We start from the raw sequence: 17,766 nt of genomic DNA on the forward strand, positions 1-17,766 counted from the left end.
CCGTGACGCCCGCGTGCCTAGCGCTGGCTCACTCTAGATAGCCAAACTGCTCCGCCAAGGTGCGATAAAATTCATACTGTTCCTGTGCGTAGGTCTCCATATCGACGCTGCCGATAGTGGAAATTGAGCCGCGATCATCGGCACGGCTGAGCCACATTTCATCCTCAGCAACCTTCTCCATTATCTCGGCCCAGATGTTCATGACCCCTTCAGGTAGGTTCGGCGGACCATACAGAGCGCTCCAGCCAATCACTTGCCCAGCTAGCTCATAGCCGAGCTCTTCAGCGGTGGGCACTTCCGGCAGTGTTTCCATACGCTCAGGCGAGAACACCATTAACGGGCGCATGTCACCGCTCTCAATATGGGGCATCAGTGATGCTGCTGCGATGGCGAGAAAATCAACATGACCACCCAGTAAAGCGGTCGCAAGTTCACCGCCCCCACGATAGGGAATCAGTGTCGCCGCTGTCAGTGGATCCATTTCTGCATCAGCAAGTAACGACTGCACCGTAAAACCATCGATGGCGGTGGCACCAGAGGCTGCATAGCTCATTGCGCCAGGGTCGTTTTCGATGCCTTCCAGCAAGTCCTCAACGCTTTCATAAGGTGAGTCTTCTGCCACGGCAAGAATCATTGGAGTGGCTTCAAGCGGACTGATGAAGGTGTATTCGTCCCAATCAACGCTGCTGTTTTCGTTTACCGCTGGCGACAGTGCCATGCCTACGCGGGCTAAAAGCAGGGTGTATCCATCGGGATCTGCCTGTGTCACATCGCGAGCGCCGGTCATTCCACCCGCACCGGCTTGATTGACGACCGTGACAGGTTGTCCTAAGTACTCACGAGCAGACTCTGCTAGTGCTCGACCAGCCAGATCGGAGGCGCCACCTGGGCCATAGGGTACTACCAGCGTGACGGGTTCGGAGGGGTAGCTCTGGGCATAGGCGGTGGAGGCAACGAGAATCGATGCTGCCGCTAAGCTTAAGGTGAATTTCATACTTATCTCCGCAATGGTTATGCATAGCTGTTGTGGAATTAGTTATTAACAGCCGTTTGAATCCAGCGCTTTTAACATAGACAGGTATGAAGTTAATTGCAACAATGAGGCTTGGTATTCGTTTTTGTTCTAGCGGAGATTCAAAGTTGCAATCTTGTTTTTTATAAAGACCTTTTAATCTGAATATGACGAAAACAAATATTGCTATACGGAGGCTAATGTAATGAAAATAAAAGAAATTGAAGCTTTTGACGCATTTATGAAGCACGGCACTACAAAGGCTGCTGCAGAGACATTAGGCATCAGTCAGTCTATGGTCAGTCGCTTGTTAATCGGCTTAGAGGATGAGCTAGGATTTGCGTTATTTAAGCGCACTCGTAATCAACTTTTTCCAACTTCAGAAGCTTTTTTATATCACGCGTCCGTTTTACGTCTGATTGCAAGTATTCGAGATACTCAAAAAGATGCTGACGCCATCTCTAATAATCAACTAGGCAGTGTGGTAATCGCTGCGCAACCTATTTTTTGCGATACCTTTTTACTTGATGTAATTAAGCGTTTTAAAAAAAAACCATTCTAATGTAGGCGTTCGAGTCATTGATGCAGGGTTGCAAGAGTTGCTTAAAATGATCGACAACAATACCTGTGATGTGGCGCTGGGAATAACGCTTGAAGCAGACACTTATGGAGCAACTGCCAGTAGCCTTGCCCGCTGCTCTGCGCGCTGCATCATGCATCGAACGCATCCGCTTGCGAAGCAAGACGTCGTATCGATTTCTAGCCTACAAAATCAGACGTTTGTGGAGTTGATGGCAGATAGCCCTTTGCGTGCCCGAGTAGATTATATTATGCAGACGGTGGATATAAAGAGGCATATTGCCGCTGAAATGCGCCATATGCGTGGGGTATGTGCATTAGTTGATCGCGGGCTTGGAGTCGCAGTGATTGATCCGATCGCCGAGTTACTGCTTCAAGGTACCGCCGTTATCTCAAAGCCTATAGAGCCAACTATTGAATGGGAAATTGCCTTGCTTAAGTCTAAAAACAAGCCGTTAAGTAATGTGGCAGGATCATTCTGTGAAGAAATATATACTGAAATCGATAGCCTACATAAAATGGGAATATTGACCTCACTAAAATAAACCAATAATGCACAATATACAGACTAACAGGAGGACGCTCTATGCAGCTCTATCTCAATACTTCTTCACCTTACGCCCGTGTCGTGCGGGTATGCCTGTATGAAAAAGAGCTAATGGAGCGCACAGAGCTCTGCTGGTGCGACCCCTGGGCGGCGGATAGCGAGCTTTTAAAGATTACCCCGCTGAGTCGTATTCCGACGCTGGTGACGGAAGGCGGCGAGGTGCTGACAGAGTCGCTACTGATTGCCCACTATCTGGATGCCGTGGGCGAAGGCGCGAAGCTGCTACCAGCGGATGGTTTAGCGGAAACCCTGGCGTTGGCGGGGCTGGGGCAGGGCTTGATGGAGGCGGCGTTTAACGTGGTGATTGGCCGCAAGCATGGTGGGCCAGACGTGGATGAGACGCTGTTAGGAAACCGGCGGTTAAAAGCGATTGAGCGCACACTGGTGACGCTGGAAGCGCACCCTAGCGTGCTGGCTGGCCATACCCAGTGCACGCTAGGGGCGATTGTGGTCGCTGTTGCCCTGGCTTACCTCAGCTTTCGCTTACCGGCCTTTGATTGGCCGAACCGCTTTCCACGGCTGCAGGCGTGGTTTGCCAAGGTGACCGAGTGCGACAGCTTTGCGCTAACGGCGTTTGAGTAAGCGTTACGCTTCCCGCCGGTAAATCAGATCCCAGACGCCGTGGCCGAGCTTTTCGCCGCGGGCCTCAAACTTGGTGAGCGGGCGGAAGGCCGGGCGGGGCACGTAGGGCGACGTCTCGGCGGTGGCGGTGTTAGCGTAGCCGGGGGCGGCGTCCATCACTTCCGCCATCCACTCGGCGTAGGCTTCCCAGTCGGTGGCCATGTGGAACGTGCCGCCGGGCTTGAGGCGTGTGCGAATCAGCTCCACGAACGCAGGCTGCACGATGCGCCGCTTATGGTGCTTCTTTTTCGGCCACGGGTCGGGGAAGAATAGCTGCAGCGTAGTCAGCGAGCCTTCGGGCAGACACTGCTCCAGTACTGCCAGGGCGTCTTCCCGGTAAACGCGCAGGTTGGTCAGGCCGCGTTTATCCACTTCATCGAGCAGTTTGCCAACGCCGGGGGCGTGCACTTCGATGCCGATAAAGTCGGTATCGGGATGAGTTTCGGCCTGCTCGATCAGCGAGTTGCCCATACCAAAGCCAATTTCCACCACGCGGGGGGCTTGGCGACCGAACAGGGCGTCTAAATCCTGGCGGCCATCGGCAATGGTCAGCCCCAGGCGCGGCCATACGTCTTCCAGGCCGCGTTGTTGGGCTTGGGTCATGCGCCCGGCGCGAATCACATAGCTTTTAATGCCGCGGCGGTGCAGCGGCGCATCGGCACTTTCGGGGCCAGTGGTGTTGCTCTCGGGCGCGGTGTCGTTCGTATCGGTCATGGTGTCTCTGTATCAGCCGTTGATTCGGCCTGCAAAAGGCGAAGAGGGATCGGCATTTTGGCGGCGCGGCATGCGGCCTGCCAAGAACGCATCGCGGCCAGCCTCGACGGCGAGCTTCATGGCGTTGGCCATGCGCAGCGGATCGCGGGCGTGGGCAATGGCGCTGTTGAGCAGCACGCCGTCGCAGCCAAGCTCCATGGCCATAGCGGCATCGGAGGCCGTACCAATGCCTGCATCCACCAGGACCGGCACGCTGCTCTGCTCCACGATCAGGCGGACATTATGCGGGTTTTGAATGCCGTGGCCCGAGCCAATCAATGAGCCCAGCGGCATGATGGCGCAGCAGCCCATGGCTTCCAGCTCGCGTGCCACAATCGGGTCATCGCTGGTGTATACCATCACGTCGAAACCGTCGGCCAGCAGGGTCTCGGCCGCTTTGAGCGTCTCGACCACGTTGGGGTAGAGCGTGTGATCGTCGCCGAGCACTTCCAGCTTGACGAGGTTGTGGCCGTCCAGCAGTTCGCGGGCCAAGCGGCAGGTGCGCACGGCATCTTTGGCGTTGTAGCAGCCAGCGGTATTGGGCAGCAGGGTGTACTGCTTGGGCGAGATGACGTCGAGCAGGTTCGGCGCATCGGCATCCTGGCCAAGGTTGGTACGGCGCACGGCAAAGGTGACGATTTCGGCACCGCTCTGGGCAATGGCAGCACCGGTTTCGGTAAAGTCTTTGTACTTGCCGGTACCCACTAACAGGCGGGAGCTAAAATCACGTCCGGCAATGGTGAACGGTGTATCAGTCAGTTGCGTCATAGCGATTCCTTGAAAAAGCACCGGCAGCTAGCCGCCGCCAATGGCGTGGACCACTTCGATCTGGTCGCCTGCGGCCAGCGGGGTCGCGGCCAGTTGGCTCTTAGGCACAATCTGTTCGTTGATTTCGACAGCGATACGACGCCCGCCCAGGCCAAGCTGCTCGACCAAGTCGGCAGCGGTGAGGCCTGCGGTCATGGCGTAGGGTTCGCCGTTGAGCGTAAGCTGTATCGACTCATTGGGGGTAGGCATAAACAGTAAGCACCCTGGTGGATGAGGCAAAACGGCCTCTATTGTAGCGGTTTCGACCCGTGCAAGGTATGCAGCGGGGTGAATATCTCATGATTAACGGGGTGGCGATGCGCCGCCAACATAGGTGAAAAGGAGTCAGGCGTGCAGCGAATCGACAAGCTGTGGTGGTGTGTGGTGGCGCTTTTAGGGGCAACCATGGTGATGCTGGGGGCTTACGCGGCCCATGGGCTCTCGGCACGCACCAGCGCTGCCATGGTAGATATCGTAGAAACCGGCGTGCGCTACCAAGCGTGGCACACGCTGGCCATGCTGGCGGTGCTTGCTTGGCGCAGCCAACGTCCGCTCCCCGGTCAGCAGGTCGTACTCGCCTTATGGGCGTTAGGTGTGCTGGCCTTTGCTGGTTCGCTCTACCTGATGGCGCTGGCCGGGTTGAGCGTAGGTATCGTGACGCCGATCGGCGGGCTGCTGCTGATGGCCGGTTGGCTGGCCCTGGGCGTCACGGCGCTGCTAAGCCGCTCTTAATCGATGCTAGCCCAGTAGCATGCGCAGCGGCATCCACAGGCCCATGCCGATCATCACCAGGTTTTCGGTGAGCGACACAAAGCCGAGCGGTACGTTGCTGTTGCCACCCACGCAGGCGCACTTGAGTTCGCGCTTATCGATGTAAACCGCTTTGAAGACTGATACCGCGCCCACGGTGCCGACGAATAGCGCCAGCGGCGCGGCTACCCAAATCAGTGTACCAGCCAGCATCAACAGCCCGGCGGCGGTTTCGGCGTAGGGGTAAACGTAGCTATAGGGCACGTAGCGCTGGGCGAGCAGGTCGTAGTTGAGAAACATGGTGCTGAAGCTTTCGATATCCTGCAGCTTCTGCAGGCCCAGCAGCACCATCGCGGTCGCTACGGCAAACTCTGGCATGCGCGCCGTGAGCAGCGTGCCCTGGGTCGTCCAGCTCATCGCCAGGCCTATCAATAGCGCGATGGCAAAAATGGCCAGCACCGGGCGGTAGGTAGTCTCTTTGGCATTGGGAACGCTCATCCCTAGATGCTCACGCAGCTCTTCGTAGCCGCCGATACGCTCCCCATCGATATACACCTGCGGCGTGGTATCGACATCTTCTCGCGCCTTGAACGCGTCGATCTCCTCACGAGAGGTGAGGGTGTGGTCATCCACCGCGTAGCCTTTGCGTTTGAGCAGGTCGACGGCCTTCAAGCCGAACGGGCACATGTGCTCGGCGGTTTTCATCCGATACACCTGTGCGGTGTGGTGGGTCGTTGCTGCCATCATCAGCCTCCTTGTCGTCTTACGATCAACGTCCAGCCTTTAGCGTAGAACACCAGTGCCGCCCATAGGTCAAATGAGAGGGAAAGACCGTTGTCTGGTCCTTGACCTGTGGGTAGCCCCAAGGTGGTAAGCTTTGCAAAAAACGGTGTCATAGGAGAGCGATATGAAACGACATGCCACTGCGCTGCTGGTATCCGGTGCTTTGATGTTCGGCGCTGCGACCGCCCACGCCGCGCTGCCGGATGAGGCGACGCTGTATAAGAACCCTCAATGTGGCTGCTGCGATGAGTATGCGCGTCATCTTGAAGAACTTGGCGTAGACGTCACCATCATCGATGACGTCGAGCTGGGTGATATTAAGCAGCAGGCGGGCGTGCCTTACGGCATGGGCTCGTGCCACACCATCGAGATAGGCAACTACTGGATCGAAGGGCACGTGCCGATGGAAGCGGTTGAGGCACTGTTTGAACAGCAACCGGATGTCGATGGCATCGGCTTAGCCGGTATGCCAATTGGCACACCGGGCATGCCTGGGCCCCAAAGCGAGCCTTACAACGTTTACCTATTCAGCGATCAAGACGCCCAGCCGTTTATGACGCTGTAGGCGAAGAAGCGCCGTTGCGTCGCGCAAACTCTGCTGCGGGTGCTGGCTTGCCAAAATAGTAGCCTTGATACACATGGCATCCTAAGCGAACCAGCACCGTGCACTGGTCGGCAGTTTCCACACCCTCGGCAATCACATCAAGCCCTAGGCTCTCTGCTAGGGCGATAATGGTGGCGGCTGCCAGGTGGCTGTGGCGGGGTTTGTGCAGCGTTTCCTTAACGCCACCGGTATTCGCGTACGGGACTACCCGATGACGCTGGATCGGCTGATCGACCAGCTCCCCAAAGTGAGTTGAGCGCGTTAAAGCGTGAACGACCGCGCTGTTCGGCTGCCTAGAGTTTATCCGGCAGCGCATAGCTGGCGGTGACATGCACCACGGGGCGCGTGTCATCGCTGGCGGAGAAAATCTGTACTTCGCCCACCGCCAGGCGGCGGCCCAGCTTAATCAGCTTGGCGTGGGCGATAATATCGTGATCGCCGGAGGCTGCGCGTAGAAAGTGGCAGTTTAAATCGCTGGTCACGGCCATCGCTTCGGGGCCTATTTGGGCGAGTATCGCCACGTACAGCGCCACATCCGCAAAGCCCATCATGGTAGGGCCTGACACGCGGGGGCCAGGGCGCAGGTGCTCATGGCCAATGTGTAGGCGCATGGTGGCGCACATCTCTCCAACGCTCACTATCTTGCCCATCCGCTGGGGAAAGACTTCATCTAAAAAGTGCTCAATCTGCTCGGCGGTCATCACGGTCATTGTTGTTATTCACTCTGACAGGCTGGGGATCTGCTGCCAGTAGGTCGCCAAGAGGGCGCTGTGAACCCATCCCTGGGCGCTACTTATGCCATCCTTGGCATAAGACCCTCTCGGCAACCTACTGCCAGCGCATTAAATTGTCGCGTAGCTTGCTGTGTGTTTCTTTTACGTCAACGTAAGGCTAGCATAAATAAAAAAGCCCCAAGGCGCGAGCCTTAGGGCTGGGTGGCTATTAAGCGATTGGGCTTACTTAGCCTTATGCACCTGACGCCACGCGTGCAGGAGCGGTTCGGTGTAGCCAGAAGGCTGTTCACGGCCCTTGAAGATGAGGTCTGAGGCCGCTTTAAAGGCGGTAGAGCCTTCAAAATCGGCGCTCATGGCGGTGTAAGTGGGGTCGCCAGCGTTCTGCTCGTCAACTACTTTCGCCATACGCTTGAGGGTTTCCTCAACGCGGGGTGCATCAACGATGCCGTGGTGCAGCCAGTTGGCAATGTGCTGGCTTGAGATACGCAGCGTGGCACGGTCTTCCATCAGGCCAACGTTGTGAATATCCGGCACCTTGGAGCAGCCGACGCCGTGTTCAACCCAGCGCACCACGTAACCCAGAATACCCTGGCAGTTGTTATCCAGCTCTTGCTGAATCTCTTCATCCGACCAGTTGGGGTTTTCCGCTACCGGCACGGTGAGCAGGTCATCCAGGAAGTCCGGCTCGCCCTGGGCTTCCAGCTCGCGCTGAACGTCGTTCACGTTTACTTGGTGGTAGTGTAGCGCGTGCAGGGTCGCCGCTGTGGGGGAAGGTACCCACGCGGTGTTGGCACCGGCTTTCGGGTGGCCAATCTTCTGCTCCAGCATGCTGTGCATCAAATCGGGCATGGCCCACATGCCTTTACCGATCTGGGCGCGGCCACGCAGGCCACAGGCCAAACCGACCTGCACGTTGTTCTTCTCGTAGGCGGTGATCCACGCAGCGCTCTTCATGTCACCCTTGCGCACCATCGGGCCGGCTTCCATGGCGGTGTGCATCTCATCGCCGGTGCGGTCCAGGAAGCCGGTGTTGATGAATACCACGCGCGAGGTCGCTTCGGCAATACATGCCTTGAGGTTGACCGTGGTGCGACGCTCTTCGTCCATGATGCCCATTTTCAGGGTGTCACGGCTCATGCCGAGAATGTCTTCCACGCGGCCAAACAGCTCGTTAGCGAAGGCGACTTCTTTAGGGCCGTGCATCTTCGGCTTGACGATATACACCGAGCCTGCACGGGAGTTGCGCGGCTGGTCGGCATCTTTTTTCAGGTCGTGCAGGGCCAGCAGCGAAGTCACCACCGCGTCCAGAATGCCTTCCGGCAGCTCGTTGCCGTTTTCGTCCAGAATCGCCGGGGTGGTCATCAGATGACCCACGTTGCGCACGAACATCAGCGAACGGCCCGGTAGCGTGACGGTGTTGCCGTCAGTGGTTTGCCAAGTGCGGTCGGCGTGCAGCTTACGGGTGAAGGTTTTGCCGCCTTTCTCGATGGTCTCTTCCAGGTCACCCTTCATCAGGCCGAGCCAGTTGCTGTACACACCGACTTTATCTTCAGAATCCACCGCCGCAACGGAGTCTTCGCAATCCATGATGGCGGTCAGCGCGGCTTCAACCACGACGTCTTTGACGTGTGCCGGGTCGGTCTTGCCGATGGGGTGGCTGGCGTCGATCTGGATTTCCAGGTGCAGGCCGTTGTTGGCCAGCAGAATCGATTCGGGGGCGGAAGCATCACCGTTAAAACCAATCAGCTTACCGGAGTCTTTTAGGCCGGTTTCACGGCCGCCTTCCAGACTGACGACCAAGTGGCCGTCGCGGATGGTGTACTTCACGGCATCCCGGTGCGAGCCAGTGGCCAGCGGGGCGGCACGGTCCAGCACGCCACGGGCGTAAGCGATGACTTTTTCGCCGCGTTTCGGGTTGAAGCTGGTGCCTTTTTCCGCGCCGTCCTCTTCGGAGATGGCGTCGGTGCCATACAGCGCGTCGTACAGGCTGCCCCAGCGGGCGTTGGCCGCGTTCAGGGCGTAGCGGGCGTTGCTCACCGGCACCACCAGCTGCGGGCCTGCTTGCGTGGCGACTTCGCGGTCAACATTGGCCGTGGTGGCTTTCACGCTATTTGGCGCGTCTACCAAGTAACCCACTTCTTTCAGGAAGCTGCGGTAGGCGGGCATGTCGCTGACCGGGCCGGGGTTTTCACGGTGCCAAGCGTCCAGTTTCTCTTGCAGCGTGTCGCGCTCTTCGAGCAGCTGGCGGTTTTTCGGGGTCAAATCGTGAAATAGAGCATCGACACCGGCCCAGAAGGCGCTTTCGTCGACGCCGGTGCCCGGCAGAGCCTGCTCGTTGATGAAACGATCTAGGTCGGCTGCCACCTGTAAACGGTGACGCGTGATACGCTCGCTCATGGGGTTCTCCTGTGAAGGTGCCCGTGGTTGGTTTGAGTGCCACGGTTCGGGTGAAGGGTGATTTATGGAAAATACTTCCACACCTGCGTTGGCATGTAAACAGCGTAGACCCTAAAGCGTTAAAATGCTCGACCAAATGATAAGAGCGGGCGGCACCGCCGCTGTTATTTTGTGCTGTTACTCAGCCCATGGAAGTGTGGTGTTCACGGAGAGATGTCAATGCATAATTTCCAGCACTTGGAAGACCTGTTTCGGCAGGCGCAAGGGGAGTCGTCGCTCTCCCGCTTGACGCCAGGCGACGCGCTAACGGACGCTGTGCATGACTACTTTCGCCACTACGGCTTAGAGGCGCTGCTCAACGACACTAGCGAAGTGCATGCTGGATTCGTCGATACCGGACGGTTCGCGCTGTGGTGCCAAGTGTGGAGTCCCCCCGAGCCTACCGGCACCGCCTTTGTCATTCATGGCTATTTCGATCATTTGGGCCTGTACCGCCACCTGCTCAGTTGCCTGCTGGCCAAAGGCTGGCGCGTGGTGCTGTGGGATTTGCCCGGCCACGGGCTTTCCAGCGGCCCCCGGGCGGAAATTGAGGACTTCGATGACTACCAGCACTGCTTGGCGCACCTGCAAGAGACGCTGCAAACTCTCGGCATGGCACCGGAACCGTGGCTGGGCGTTGGCCAAAGCACCGGCGCGGCGATTCTCGCCACCGATGCGCTCACCCGTCGCGACACGGCCGGCTGGGCTGGCATTGTGCTGCTGGCCCCGCTGGTGCGCCCCTGGCGCTGGAGCCAAGCCAGCTGGCTGCATTTAATCGCCAGCCCCTTTGTCAAAGAGCTGCCGCGCAAGTATCGTCCCAACTCCACCGATGAAGCGTTCACCGCCTTTCTACGCGACCAGGACCCGCTACAGCCCGAGCGCTTGAGCGTGGCCTGGATCACGGCCATGCGCCGTTGGATGCCGCGCCTGTTAGCGCTTGAGCCCAACCCGCTGCCCACGCTGATTCTGCAGGGCGAGCAGGACCTCACCGTGGATTGGGAGTGGAACCTGGCCATCCTGGCGGAGAAGTTTCCCAACGCGGAGATTCACCGCCACCCGGAGGCGCGCCACCACTTGGTGAACGAAGCCGAGCCGATTCGCCAAGTGCTGTTTGAAGCGCTCGATCGCTTTATCGAGAACGTGCATTAAGCTCCCTTCAATAGCCGATCCAACTGCCGGTAGCCGATGGCTTCGATAAAGTGCGGCTGGGAGGGCTTGGGCTCGCCCTGCAGGTCGGCCAGGGTGAGGGCAACGCGCAGCACGCGGTGGTAGGCGCGGGCGGAGAGCTTGAGCTTTTCCAGCACGCCTGCCAGCCAGGCGCGCTCTTCATCATTAAGGGCGCAGGCGGCTTCCAGCGCTTTACCGCTGAGCTGGCTGTTGAGCGCGCCCCGAGCCATTTGCCGCTCCCGGGCCGCCATCACTCGCTCGCGCACCGCGCTGGAGGGCTCGCCCTGAGTTTGCGCGGTGAGTTGCTCCGGGGGCAGCGCGGGCACTTCCACTTGCAGGTCGATGCGGTCCAGCAGCGGGCCAGAGAGGCGTGCCTGATAGCGCTGAATTTGGCTGGCACTGCACTGGCAGCGTTGGCGTGGGTCGCCCAGGTGCCCGCAGGGGCAAGGGTTCATCGCGGCAACGAGCTGAAATTGAGCGGGATATCGGCGCTCATGGCTGGCGCGAGACAGATGAATTTCCCCTGTTTCTAGGGGTTGCCGAAGGACCTCCAGTACGTTGCGGGAGAACTCTGGCAGCTCATCCAAAAACAGCACGCCGTGGTGCGCAAGCGATATTTCACCCGGTTTGGGTTTGGAGCCGCCGCCGACCAGTGCGGCGGCGCTAGCGCTGTGGTGGGGTTGGCGGAAGGGCCGTTGGCCCCAGTCGGCTTCCAGTGGCAAGCCACATACCGAACGCACCGCCGCCACCTCCAGGGCGTCGTCCTCGGAAAGCGGCGGCAGAATGCCGGGCAAGCGGCTGGCGAGCATGGTTTTTCCGGTGCCGGGTGGGCCTGCGAGCAATAGGTTATGGCCTCCTGCAGCAGCGACCTCTAACGCCCGGCGCGCCTGATGCTGGCCGCGCACGTCGGCTAAGTCCGCCACCGGGGCGGTGGATTTAACGGAGGCTGAGAGCTGGTGGGGCTGAATTTTCTCCTGGCCCAGCAAGTGAGCCACCACTTGCCAGAGAGAGTCGGCGGGCAGCACCGGCAAATCGCCCGCCAGGGCGGCTTCATCGGCGCAGGCGCGGGGCACGATCAGCGCTTTGTTGGCGCGCCGGGTGGCCAGCGCAAACGGCAGCACACCGGGCACCGCCCGCAGTTTGCCATCCAGGGCCAGTTCACCCGCGCACTCCATGCCTTCCAGCGCATCCACCGGGATTTGGCCCGAGGCCGCGAGGATGCCCAGCGCAATCGGCAAATCAAAGCGGCCGCCCTCTTTGGGCAGGTCCGCCGGGGCGAGGTTGAGGGTAATGCGCTTGGTGTTGGGGAAATCAAAACCCGCGTTGATCAAGGCGCTGCGCACCCGTTCGCGGCTCTCTTTCACGGCGGTTTCCGGCAACCCTACCAGGGTTAACCCCGGCAAACCGTTAGCTAAGTGAACCTCTACATGTACCGCCGGTGCTTCCAACCCCACGCCTGCCCGCGTGGCCACAATGGCTAGCGTCATCGCCTTTCCTCTGCTGTTGTCACTTACTCCAATGTAGGATAAAGATACATTAGCTTAAGTATTTAACCTAACGTAATTAAGAAGGCTTTGGTAGCGCTTAAGCAACTGGTTCAAGTAACGGAGATGGCTTGACGAGGTAATGCGCCTGCATTACTTTGTATGCATTACCTTTGCATTGCTATCAAGCGGAGAGCGACAGTGAGCACGCTTATCGAAGACGACTCAACTCTGACGGATCGCTATCAAACGACTGTTCCGGCATCGATTCGCCGGGCGCTAAAGCTGAAGCGCCGTGACCGTATTCATTATACCGTTCGTCCTGATGGTGAAGTGGTGCTTTCCAAGGCGAGTGATGAGGCCAGGCACGACCCTGTGATGGTCAACTTCCTCAATTTTCTAGAGCGCGATCTTCTGGCGCATCCGGAAAATATTCGCCCGGTGACTGCCAGTAGCTTTGCCGAGGCCGAACGGCTTACCGCAGGTATTGAGGTAGACCTCGAAGAGGCGCTGGAAGAGGATGATGACGACGAATGAAGCCTCTGGAGGTTAATGGGTGGACGATTTATGCCCATCCGTTGTTCTTGGAACAAGTCGAAGCACTCACCTTGAAGGTGAGACATCTTCAATCGAAAGATCCTGCCGGTTATCGAAACAAGGCGTCCACCAAGCGTCTAGCAGCGATCATGAAGCTAGCCTTGAATGATATTCCGCAGGATCCATCAGGCACTCAATATCGCCAAGGGAGCACGCTTGGCACAGAGCACACTCATTGGCAACGAGCAACGTTCTACCAGCAGTACCGGCTGTTCTTTCGCTATGATGCTGCGAGCAAAATCATTATTTATGCATGGGTCAATGATGACGCTACAAAACGCGCTTATGGCAGTAAGCATGATGCTTACTCTGTCTTTCAGAAAATGCTCAGCAGTGGCAACCCACCGGATAGTTGGACAGCCTTACAGAAAGCCTCAATGAGCGAAGTGGAACGAACCCATTTACTTTTAGCGGCAGATAACAACGATAACTAAATCATACTAGATCTTTTTGGGGGTTCTTCGTCACTTTATGTGGATTTGGCCTGATCGAACAGGCGGCCCACGCTTTCTATCACCATGTACAGGGCGAATACGGCCAGCAGTATCGCCCCAGTAAACCCGCCCAGCGCGTTGACCTTTCCGGTGCCAAACGAGAACCGGTCACTCGTAGCCTGCTTCCGAGCATAGGCATACGCGAAGGCGGCAATGCCCAGTGCCACTGCGTGAGAACCCATGTGCAACCCATCGGCCAGCAGCGCCATTGATCCGTAGATCACCCCCGCCGTAATTTCCCACACCATCATGGCCAGGGTCAGCCCGACCACAATGAGCGTCCGCGACTCACCGGAGCGTTTATGATTCTGGCCAAACGTGTGATCGTGTTGCCATTGGTCAAGGCGATGGTGATGCATGACGGGCGTACCTAAGGAAAGAAGATCATATTCAGCGTAGGCGCTATCGAGCATTGCGACGCCACCTATCCCCCCAGGGGGGATAGGTGGGATACTAGTGGAGATCAGGTGGGTTCACAACCAAGCGTGTGAGAGTAAGCGCAGCGAACTATAAAGGACGACGCTAATGAGACGGAAACGTCACCGGCGGGGACTGCTGGCTAAAAAAACACAAGAGACGCTAAGATACCCAGAAGCGCGCAACCCGCCAGCACTTTGAGCATGCCCACCTTGAAATGAAAAATCGCGACCATGGCGCCTGCCGCCAGTAACAACGCCAATAGATCAAGAGACGCTAAATTCGGCGCTAAAATACGCGCCCCCATCACGTGCCACTCGCCTACGTCAGCGAAAATAACGTGAACGCCAAACCAGATGGCCAGGTTGAGGATAACCCCGACGACCGCAGCGGTAATGGCGGACAGCGCAGCGCTTAGGGCGCGGTTGTCACGTAGACGCTCCACATAGGGAGCCCCTAAAAATATCCAAAGGAAACAAGGAATGAACGTTACCCATGTGGTCAGCAGTGCGGCGAGCGTTGCCGCCAACATGGGATCAAGGCCTGTGGCGTCACGATAAGCGCCCATAAACCCAACAAACTGGACGACTTGAATTAATGGGCCCGGTGTTGTCTCCGCCATGCCCAGGCCATCCAGCATCTCGCCCGGTGCCAGCCATCCATAGTTTTGCACCGCCTCTTGAGTGACGTAGCCCAATACCGCGTAGGCACCGCCAAAGGTCACCACCGCCATCTTGCTAAAGAAGAATGCGATCTGACTGAACACATTCTCGCTACCGAATAGCGCTAATAGCAGTACCACGGGCGTCAGCCACAATAGGAGTAACGTGCCTGACATGCGTAGCGACCACTGGTGATTGGGGCGTGCATGGGCAGGCAGCCCTTCTCCCAGTAGAGAGTCTCGGTCGCTAAGCACTGACTCGTCGGCATCACCGTGGCCACCGCCCACCTGGAAGGCCGGCATGCCGCGCTTTCCTCCCCAGTACCCCAGAAGGGCCGCGCTCAGAATAATCAGCGGAAACGCCACCTCAAAAAAGAAGATAGCGACAAACGCGGCAGCGGCGATGCCAAGCATTATCTGATTTTTCAGCGCCCGCTTGCCGATACGGACGACAGCGTTAAGTACCACGGCCAGAACCGCCGCTTTTAGGCCAAAGAAGAGTCCCTCAACGGCTCCCACATTGCCTAAGGCGGCATACAGGTAGCTCAGGGCTAGAATGGCGATGAAGCCAGGTAGCACAAAGAGGCTGCCCGCGACTAAACCACCTTTGGTACGATGCATCAGCCAACCGATATAGATAGCCAACTGCTGCGCTTCTGGCCCCGGCAGCATCATGCAATAGTTAAGCGCGTGCAGAAAACGGCGCTCGCCAATCCATTTTTTTTCTTCGACAAGGATGCGATGCATCACCGCTATCTGACCCGCTGGGCCGCCGAAGCTCAATAGTGCGATTCTTAACCAGACCCTAACGGCCTCACGGAACGGGACTTGATGGGTCGACTCAATGTTGGACGGCATGGCACACTCTCTAACGAGTCAGGGTATTATTTTGTAGAATGTATAACAGTAAGGTTATATATGCAACGTAAGAGGCGGTATGGCAGATAACGAACAACACTGGTTAATCCTGATCATGCGCCTCAGTGGGCGGTCGGGCACACCCCGTATGAGGATCTGGCGGGCACTTCGTGGTTTAGGTGCTGCGGTACTCAGAGACGGCGTCTACTTACTGCCTGCTAGCCCCACGCGAAGGGAAGCGCTGGAGCTGCAAGTCGGCGCTATTCGGGAGCTGGGAGGTAACGCGCTGCTGATCGAGGTAGACGATTCAGCCATAGATAGCGTCGAGGTATTGCCTTCGCTCTTTGATCGAACGCCAGATTTTCAGGCCTTACGGGCGGCAGTGGCTGACTGGAAACAGGCATGCCCTCAGTTGGAGGAGCGAGACGCGCAGCGTCAATTGACCCAGTTGCAGCGACGTTTACAAAGCATTGTGGAGATTGATTTTTTTCCAGGATCAGAAAGCGAGCGCGCTATCATGGCCTTGGCAGAAGCGGAGACCGTCTTCAATCGTTGCTTTGTGCCAGATGAGCCCCAGCCGATCCAGGCCGAGATCCCACGGCTTGATCACTCTGCATTTCGTGGAAAACGGTGGGCCACGCGCCGTCGCCCTTGGGTGGATAGGCTAGCATCGGCTTGGTTGATCAAGCGCTTTATTGATCCTGAGGCTCGCTTCGTGTGGCTAGAACATCCAAGCCAGTGCCCGCCAGACGCGCTGGGGTTTGATTATGATGGAGCCTATTTCACCCATATTGATGACAAGGTGACGTTTGAAGTGCTGCTCGCGAGTTTTAGCCTTGAGACGCAGGCAGGCTTGAGCAGAATTGCGGAGCTAGTACACTACTTGGACGTGGGGGGCACCCCTGTACCAGAGGCCGTGGGGTTAAAACTTATGCTGGCCGGGGCTAAAGAGCGCTGTGACGACGATGATGCCCTGCTGCAACATACCGATATGTTGTTTGATGACCTTTACCAAGCATATTTGGCGGGAGACCCAGGCCGGGAGTGAGTATGCGCTAATAGTGAAAAGGCCGGGTTTACCCCAGCCTTTTGCTAGCGACCCTTATGGCTCGAAGGGTTCCAGGCTAATTAATCGCGGATCAGGGGACGTGCTGAAGCCGTCTTCAAAGGTAAACCAGCTAACGCTATGAATCGCTGTAGGCCTACCAGTGTCAGGCCCGGCAAGCCATTCGCCAGATGTACTTCGACATGCACCGCCGGTGCTTCCAACCCCACGCCCGCCCGCGTGGCCACAATCGCTAATGTCATGGCGCTCCCTCGCAACGTCTCTCAATTGGCTCACTCAGTTTAATGAGTCTGCTCGTTGGCTAAGCCTACTTTATTTCAAGCGTTGAGCGCTACTGAGCGGCCAGCGAGTAAAGCGTTAATGTGCCCCCTGGGCGTTCAATGCGCTGCTCAGTTCGCGGGCAAAGCGCTGGGCGGAGGGCAGGGCGCCAAAGCTCCAGACTGGCGGCAGGCGCAGCAGATGGCCATGTTGAACGCTCGGCAATTGTTGCCACAGGCCGCTCTTTTCCAACTGCGCTTCCACCCCTGCGGGGAGCGGGTCAACGATGACCAGGGTGGCGTCGGGGTAGCGTGCCAGCGCCTCGATACCGACCAAGGCGAAGCCCCAGGCGTTGGTGGGCTCATCCCAGGCGTTGGGCAGCGCCAGCTGTTCCAATACGGCGTTGTAGAGGCTGTTCTCGCCAAATACCCGCACATGCCGAGCATCCATGAACTGCACCATCAGCAATGGAGATGCGTTGCCGGGCGGGTAGCGCAGCTCGCGCATCAGCTGCTGGGTGTTCTCGATCAGCGCGTCGGCTTCTGCGTTGCGTTCGGTCAACTCGCCCAACTGGCGGGTGAGGGTCTGCATTTCCTGCCACGTATCGGTGCCTGGCGAGTAAAGGGCGAAAGTGCCCACCGGCGCGATGCGCTCCAACCGAGGAATCAGCCCGGTAAACATGGGCGAGAGCAGGGTTTGCTCAGGGGGCGATTGGGCCAACTGCTCGAAGTTGGGCTGGGTGCGTAGGCCAAGGTCGCTGACGTGCTCCGGGATACGCGGCTCGCCTACCCAATCGTGATATCCCGGCTGTTGCGCGATACCGCTGACCGGAGCGCCAATCGCCAGCAGCGTTTCGGCGATGGTCCAGTCGATAGTGGCCCACTGGGCGTGGCTGGCGGTGCTGAACAGCAGGGCTGCCGCGAGCAAGCAGCTGCGGGCCAGGGTCGGGAGTCGGGGGATGCAGCGCATGAAGTGGGCACCTGACAATAAGCGCTTTATTTAAACGATTCTGTTTATCAATTGCAAATGGAAACAGCGGAGGTCGCACAAGTCGTCAGCGCGAGACGCCTCAGGGGCG

Annotated in this window: 22 protein-coding genes; 9 read left to right on the top strand and 13 right to left on the bottom strand. The window is 57.9% G+C overall.

Annotated features, from left to right (window positions below; translation table 11 throughout):
* Positions 1-28: 28 nt before the first annotated feature.
* Positions 29-994, bottom strand: coding sequence for a tripartite tricarboxylate transporter substrate binding protein (locus A3220_RS02955; protein WP_062373067.1), 966 nt, complete (start codon positions 992-994; stop codon positions 29-31).
* Between the two features lie 223 nt (positions 995-1,217).
* Here A3220_RS02955 and A3220_RS17750 point away from each other — a divergent pair, with 223 nt between their 5' ends.
* From A3220_RS17750 to A3220_RS02965, 3 genes are read left to right on the top strand one after another with little or no spacing between them, the layout of a single operon-like run.
* The gene (locus A3220_RS17750) at positions 1,218-1,574 is read left to right on the top strand and encodes a LysR family transcriptional regulator (protein ID WP_252860409.1); all 357 of its coding nucleotides are present in this window, start codon (positions 1,218-1,220) and stop codon (positions 1,572-1,574) included.
* A gap of 37 nt (positions 1,575-1,611) precedes the next feature.
* Complete coding sequence (locus tag A3220_RS17755) at positions 1,612-2,136, top strand: LysR substrate-binding domain-containing protein (protein WP_252860410.1); 525 nt, start codon at positions 1,612-1,614, stop codon at positions 2,134-2,136.
* Positions 2,137-2,177: 41 nt separating this feature from the next.
* Entirely contained in the window at positions 2,178-2,780 is a 603-nt protein-coding gene (locus tag A3220_RS02965; protein ID WP_054640752.1) for a glutathione S-transferase family protein, read from the top strand.
* Positions 2,781-2,783: 3 nt separating this feature from the next.
* Here A3220_RS02965 and trmB read toward each other — a convergent pair whose 3' ends face one another.
* The 3 genes from trmB to thiS are packed head-to-tail and all read right to left on the bottom strand — an operon-like array spanning position 2,784 to position 4,589.
* Positions 2,784-3,533 carry a tRNA (guanosine(46)-N7)-methyltransferase TrmB gene (trmB, locus tag A3220_RS02970; RefSeq protein WP_054640753.1) on the bottom strand — a complete coding sequence of 250 codons (750 nt, stop codon included), beginning with the start codon at positions 3,531-3,533 and terminating at the stop codon, positions 2,784-2,786.
* 12 nt (positions 3,534-3,545) lie between these two features.
* Positions 3,546-4,340 carry a thiazole synthase gene (locus A3220_RS02975; RefSeq protein ID WP_062359228.1) on the bottom strand — a complete coding sequence of 265 codons (795 nt, stop codon included), beginning with the start codon at positions 4,338-4,340 and terminating at the stop codon, positions 3,546-3,548.
* Between the two features lie 27 nt (positions 4,341-4,367).
* A complete protein-coding gene (thiS, locus tag A3220_RS02980) occupies positions 4,368-4,589 on the bottom strand; it encodes a sulfur carrier protein ThiS (RefSeq protein ID WP_044629870.1) in 222 nt (73 codons plus the stop codon).
* Positions 4,590-4,730: 141 nt separating this feature from the next.
* Between thiS and A3220_RS02985 the strand changes: the two genes are divergently transcribed.
* The gene (locus A3220_RS02985) at positions 4,731-5,111 is read left to right on the top strand and encodes a DUF423 domain-containing protein (protein ID WP_054640754.1); all 381 of its coding nucleotides are present in this window, start codon (positions 4,731-4,733) and stop codon (positions 5,109-5,111) included.
* A gap of 6 nt (positions 5,112-5,117) precedes the next feature.
* Here the strand turns inward: A3220_RS02985 and A3220_RS02990 are convergent, their stop codons facing one another.
* The gene (locus tag A3220_RS02990; RefSeq protein ID WP_074211279.1) at positions 5,118-5,873 is read right to left on the bottom strand and encodes a glutaredoxin; all 756 of its coding nucleotides are present in this window, start codon (positions 5,871-5,873) and stop codon (positions 5,118-5,120) included.
* Positions 5,874-6,036: 163 nt separating this feature from the next.
* Between A3220_RS02990 and A3220_RS02995 the strand changes: the two genes are divergently transcribed.
* Entirely contained in the window at positions 6,037-6,477 is a 441-nt protein-coding gene (locus tag A3220_RS02995; RefSeq protein WP_054640755.1) for a DUF411 domain-containing protein, read from the top strand.
* Here A3220_RS02995 and A3220_RS16740 read toward each other — a convergent pair.
* From A3220_RS16740 to A3220_RS03010, 3 genes are all read right to left on the bottom strand, one after another.
* Positions 6,464-6,685 carry an EAL domain-containing protein gene (locus A3220_RS16740; RefSeq protein WP_290123747.1) on the bottom strand — a complete coding sequence of 74 codons (222 nt, stop codon included), beginning with the start codon at positions 6,683-6,685 and terminating at the stop codon, positions 6,464-6,466. The genes A3220_RS02995 and A3220_RS16740 overlap by 14 nt on opposite strands.
* Before the next feature lie 124 nt (positions 6,686-6,809).
* Entirely contained in the window at positions 6,810-7,226 is a 417-nt protein-coding gene (locus A3220_RS03005; RefSeq protein WP_054640757.1) for a PaaI family thioesterase, read from the bottom strand.
* 246 nt (positions 7,227-7,472) lie between these two features.
* On the bottom strand, positions 7,473-9,647 hold the full coding sequence (locus A3220_RS03010) for a malate synthase G (RefSeq protein ID WP_062373074.1): 2,175 nt from the start codon (positions 9,645-9,647) through the stop codon (positions 7,473-7,475).
* 219 nt (positions 9,648-9,866) lie between these two features.
* Between A3220_RS03010 and A3220_RS03015 the strand changes: the two genes are divergently transcribed.
* Entirely contained in the window at positions 9,867-10,835 is a 969-nt protein-coding gene (locus A3220_RS03015) for an alpha/beta hydrolase (RefSeq protein ID WP_062373077.1), read from the top strand.
* Here A3220_RS03015 and A3220_RS03020 read toward each other — a convergent pair.
* Entirely contained in the window at positions 10,832-12,340 is a 1,509-nt protein-coding gene (locus tag A3220_RS03020) for a YifB family Mg chelatase-like AAA ATPase (RefSeq protein WP_062359220.1), read from the bottom strand. The two genes, A3220_RS03015 and A3220_RS03020, sit on opposite strands and share 4 nt — an antisense overlap.
* Positions 12,341-12,538: 198 nt before the next feature.
* On the opposite strand from A3220_RS03020, the gene A3220_RS03025 reads away from it, so the two are divergent.
* A complete protein-coding gene (locus A3220_RS03025; RefSeq protein ID WP_062359219.1) occupies positions 12,539-12,874 on the top strand; it encodes a type II toxin-antitoxin system PrlF family antitoxin in 336 nt (111 codons plus the stop codon).
* Positions 12,871-13,368 carry a type II toxin-antitoxin system YhaV family toxin gene (locus A3220_RS03030; protein WP_062359218.1) on the top strand — a complete coding sequence of 166 codons (498 nt, stop codon included), beginning with the start codon at positions 12,871-12,873 and terminating at the stop codon, positions 13,366-13,368. Before A3220_RS03025 ends, A3220_RS03030 begins: the two co-directional genes overlap by 4 nt.
* Positions 13,369-13,403: 35 nt before the next feature.
* Here A3220_RS03030 and A3220_RS03035 read toward each other — a convergent pair whose 3' ends face one another.
* Together A3220_RS03035 and chrA are read right to left on the bottom strand one after the other, a co-directional pair.
* Positions 13,404-13,841, bottom strand: a complete 438-nt coding sequence (locus A3220_RS03035; RefSeq protein WP_228168775.1) for a cation diffusion facilitator family transporter — start codon at positions 13,839-13,841, stop codon at positions 13,404-13,406.
* Positions 13,842-13,987: 146 nt separating this feature from the next.
* Complete coding sequence (gene chrA, locus A3220_RS03040) at positions 13,988-15,364, bottom strand: chromate efflux transporter (RefSeq protein WP_062359217.1); 1,377 nt, start codon at positions 15,362-15,364, stop codon at positions 13,988-13,990.
* A gap of 79 nt (positions 15,365-15,443) precedes the next feature.
* On the opposite strand from chrA, the gene A3220_RS03045 reads away from it, so the two are divergent.
* Complete coding sequence (locus A3220_RS03045) at positions 15,444-16,412, top strand: chromate resistance protein ChrB domain-containing protein (RefSeq protein WP_062359216.1); 969 nt, start codon at positions 15,444-15,446, stop codon at positions 16,410-16,412.
* A gap of 80 nt (positions 16,413-16,492) precedes the next feature.
* On the opposite strand, the gene A3220_RS18245 is transcribed toward A3220_RS03045, so the two are convergent.
* Together A3220_RS18245 and A3220_RS03055 are read right to left on the bottom strand one after the other, a co-directional pair.
* Positions 16,493-16,672 (bottom strand): hypothetical protein, encoded by a 180-nt coding sequence (locus A3220_RS18245; RefSeq protein ID WP_062359215.1) that lies wholly within the window; start codon positions 16,670-16,672, stop codon positions 16,493-16,495.
* Between the two features lie 115 nt (positions 16,673-16,787).
* Complete coding sequence (locus A3220_RS03055) at positions 16,788-17,657, bottom strand: ABC transporter substrate-binding protein (RefSeq protein WP_062359214.1); 870 nt, start codon at positions 17,655-17,657, stop codon at positions 16,788-16,790.
* Positions 17,658-17,766: the final 109 nt, after the last annotated feature.

The sequence above is a fragment of the Halomonas sp. KX33721 genome (assembly GCF_001596805.1).
In the GTDB taxonomy this organism is placed as follows: Bacteria; Pseudomonadota; Gammaproteobacteria; order Pseudomonadales; family Halomonadaceae; genus Vreelandella; species Vreelandella aquamarina.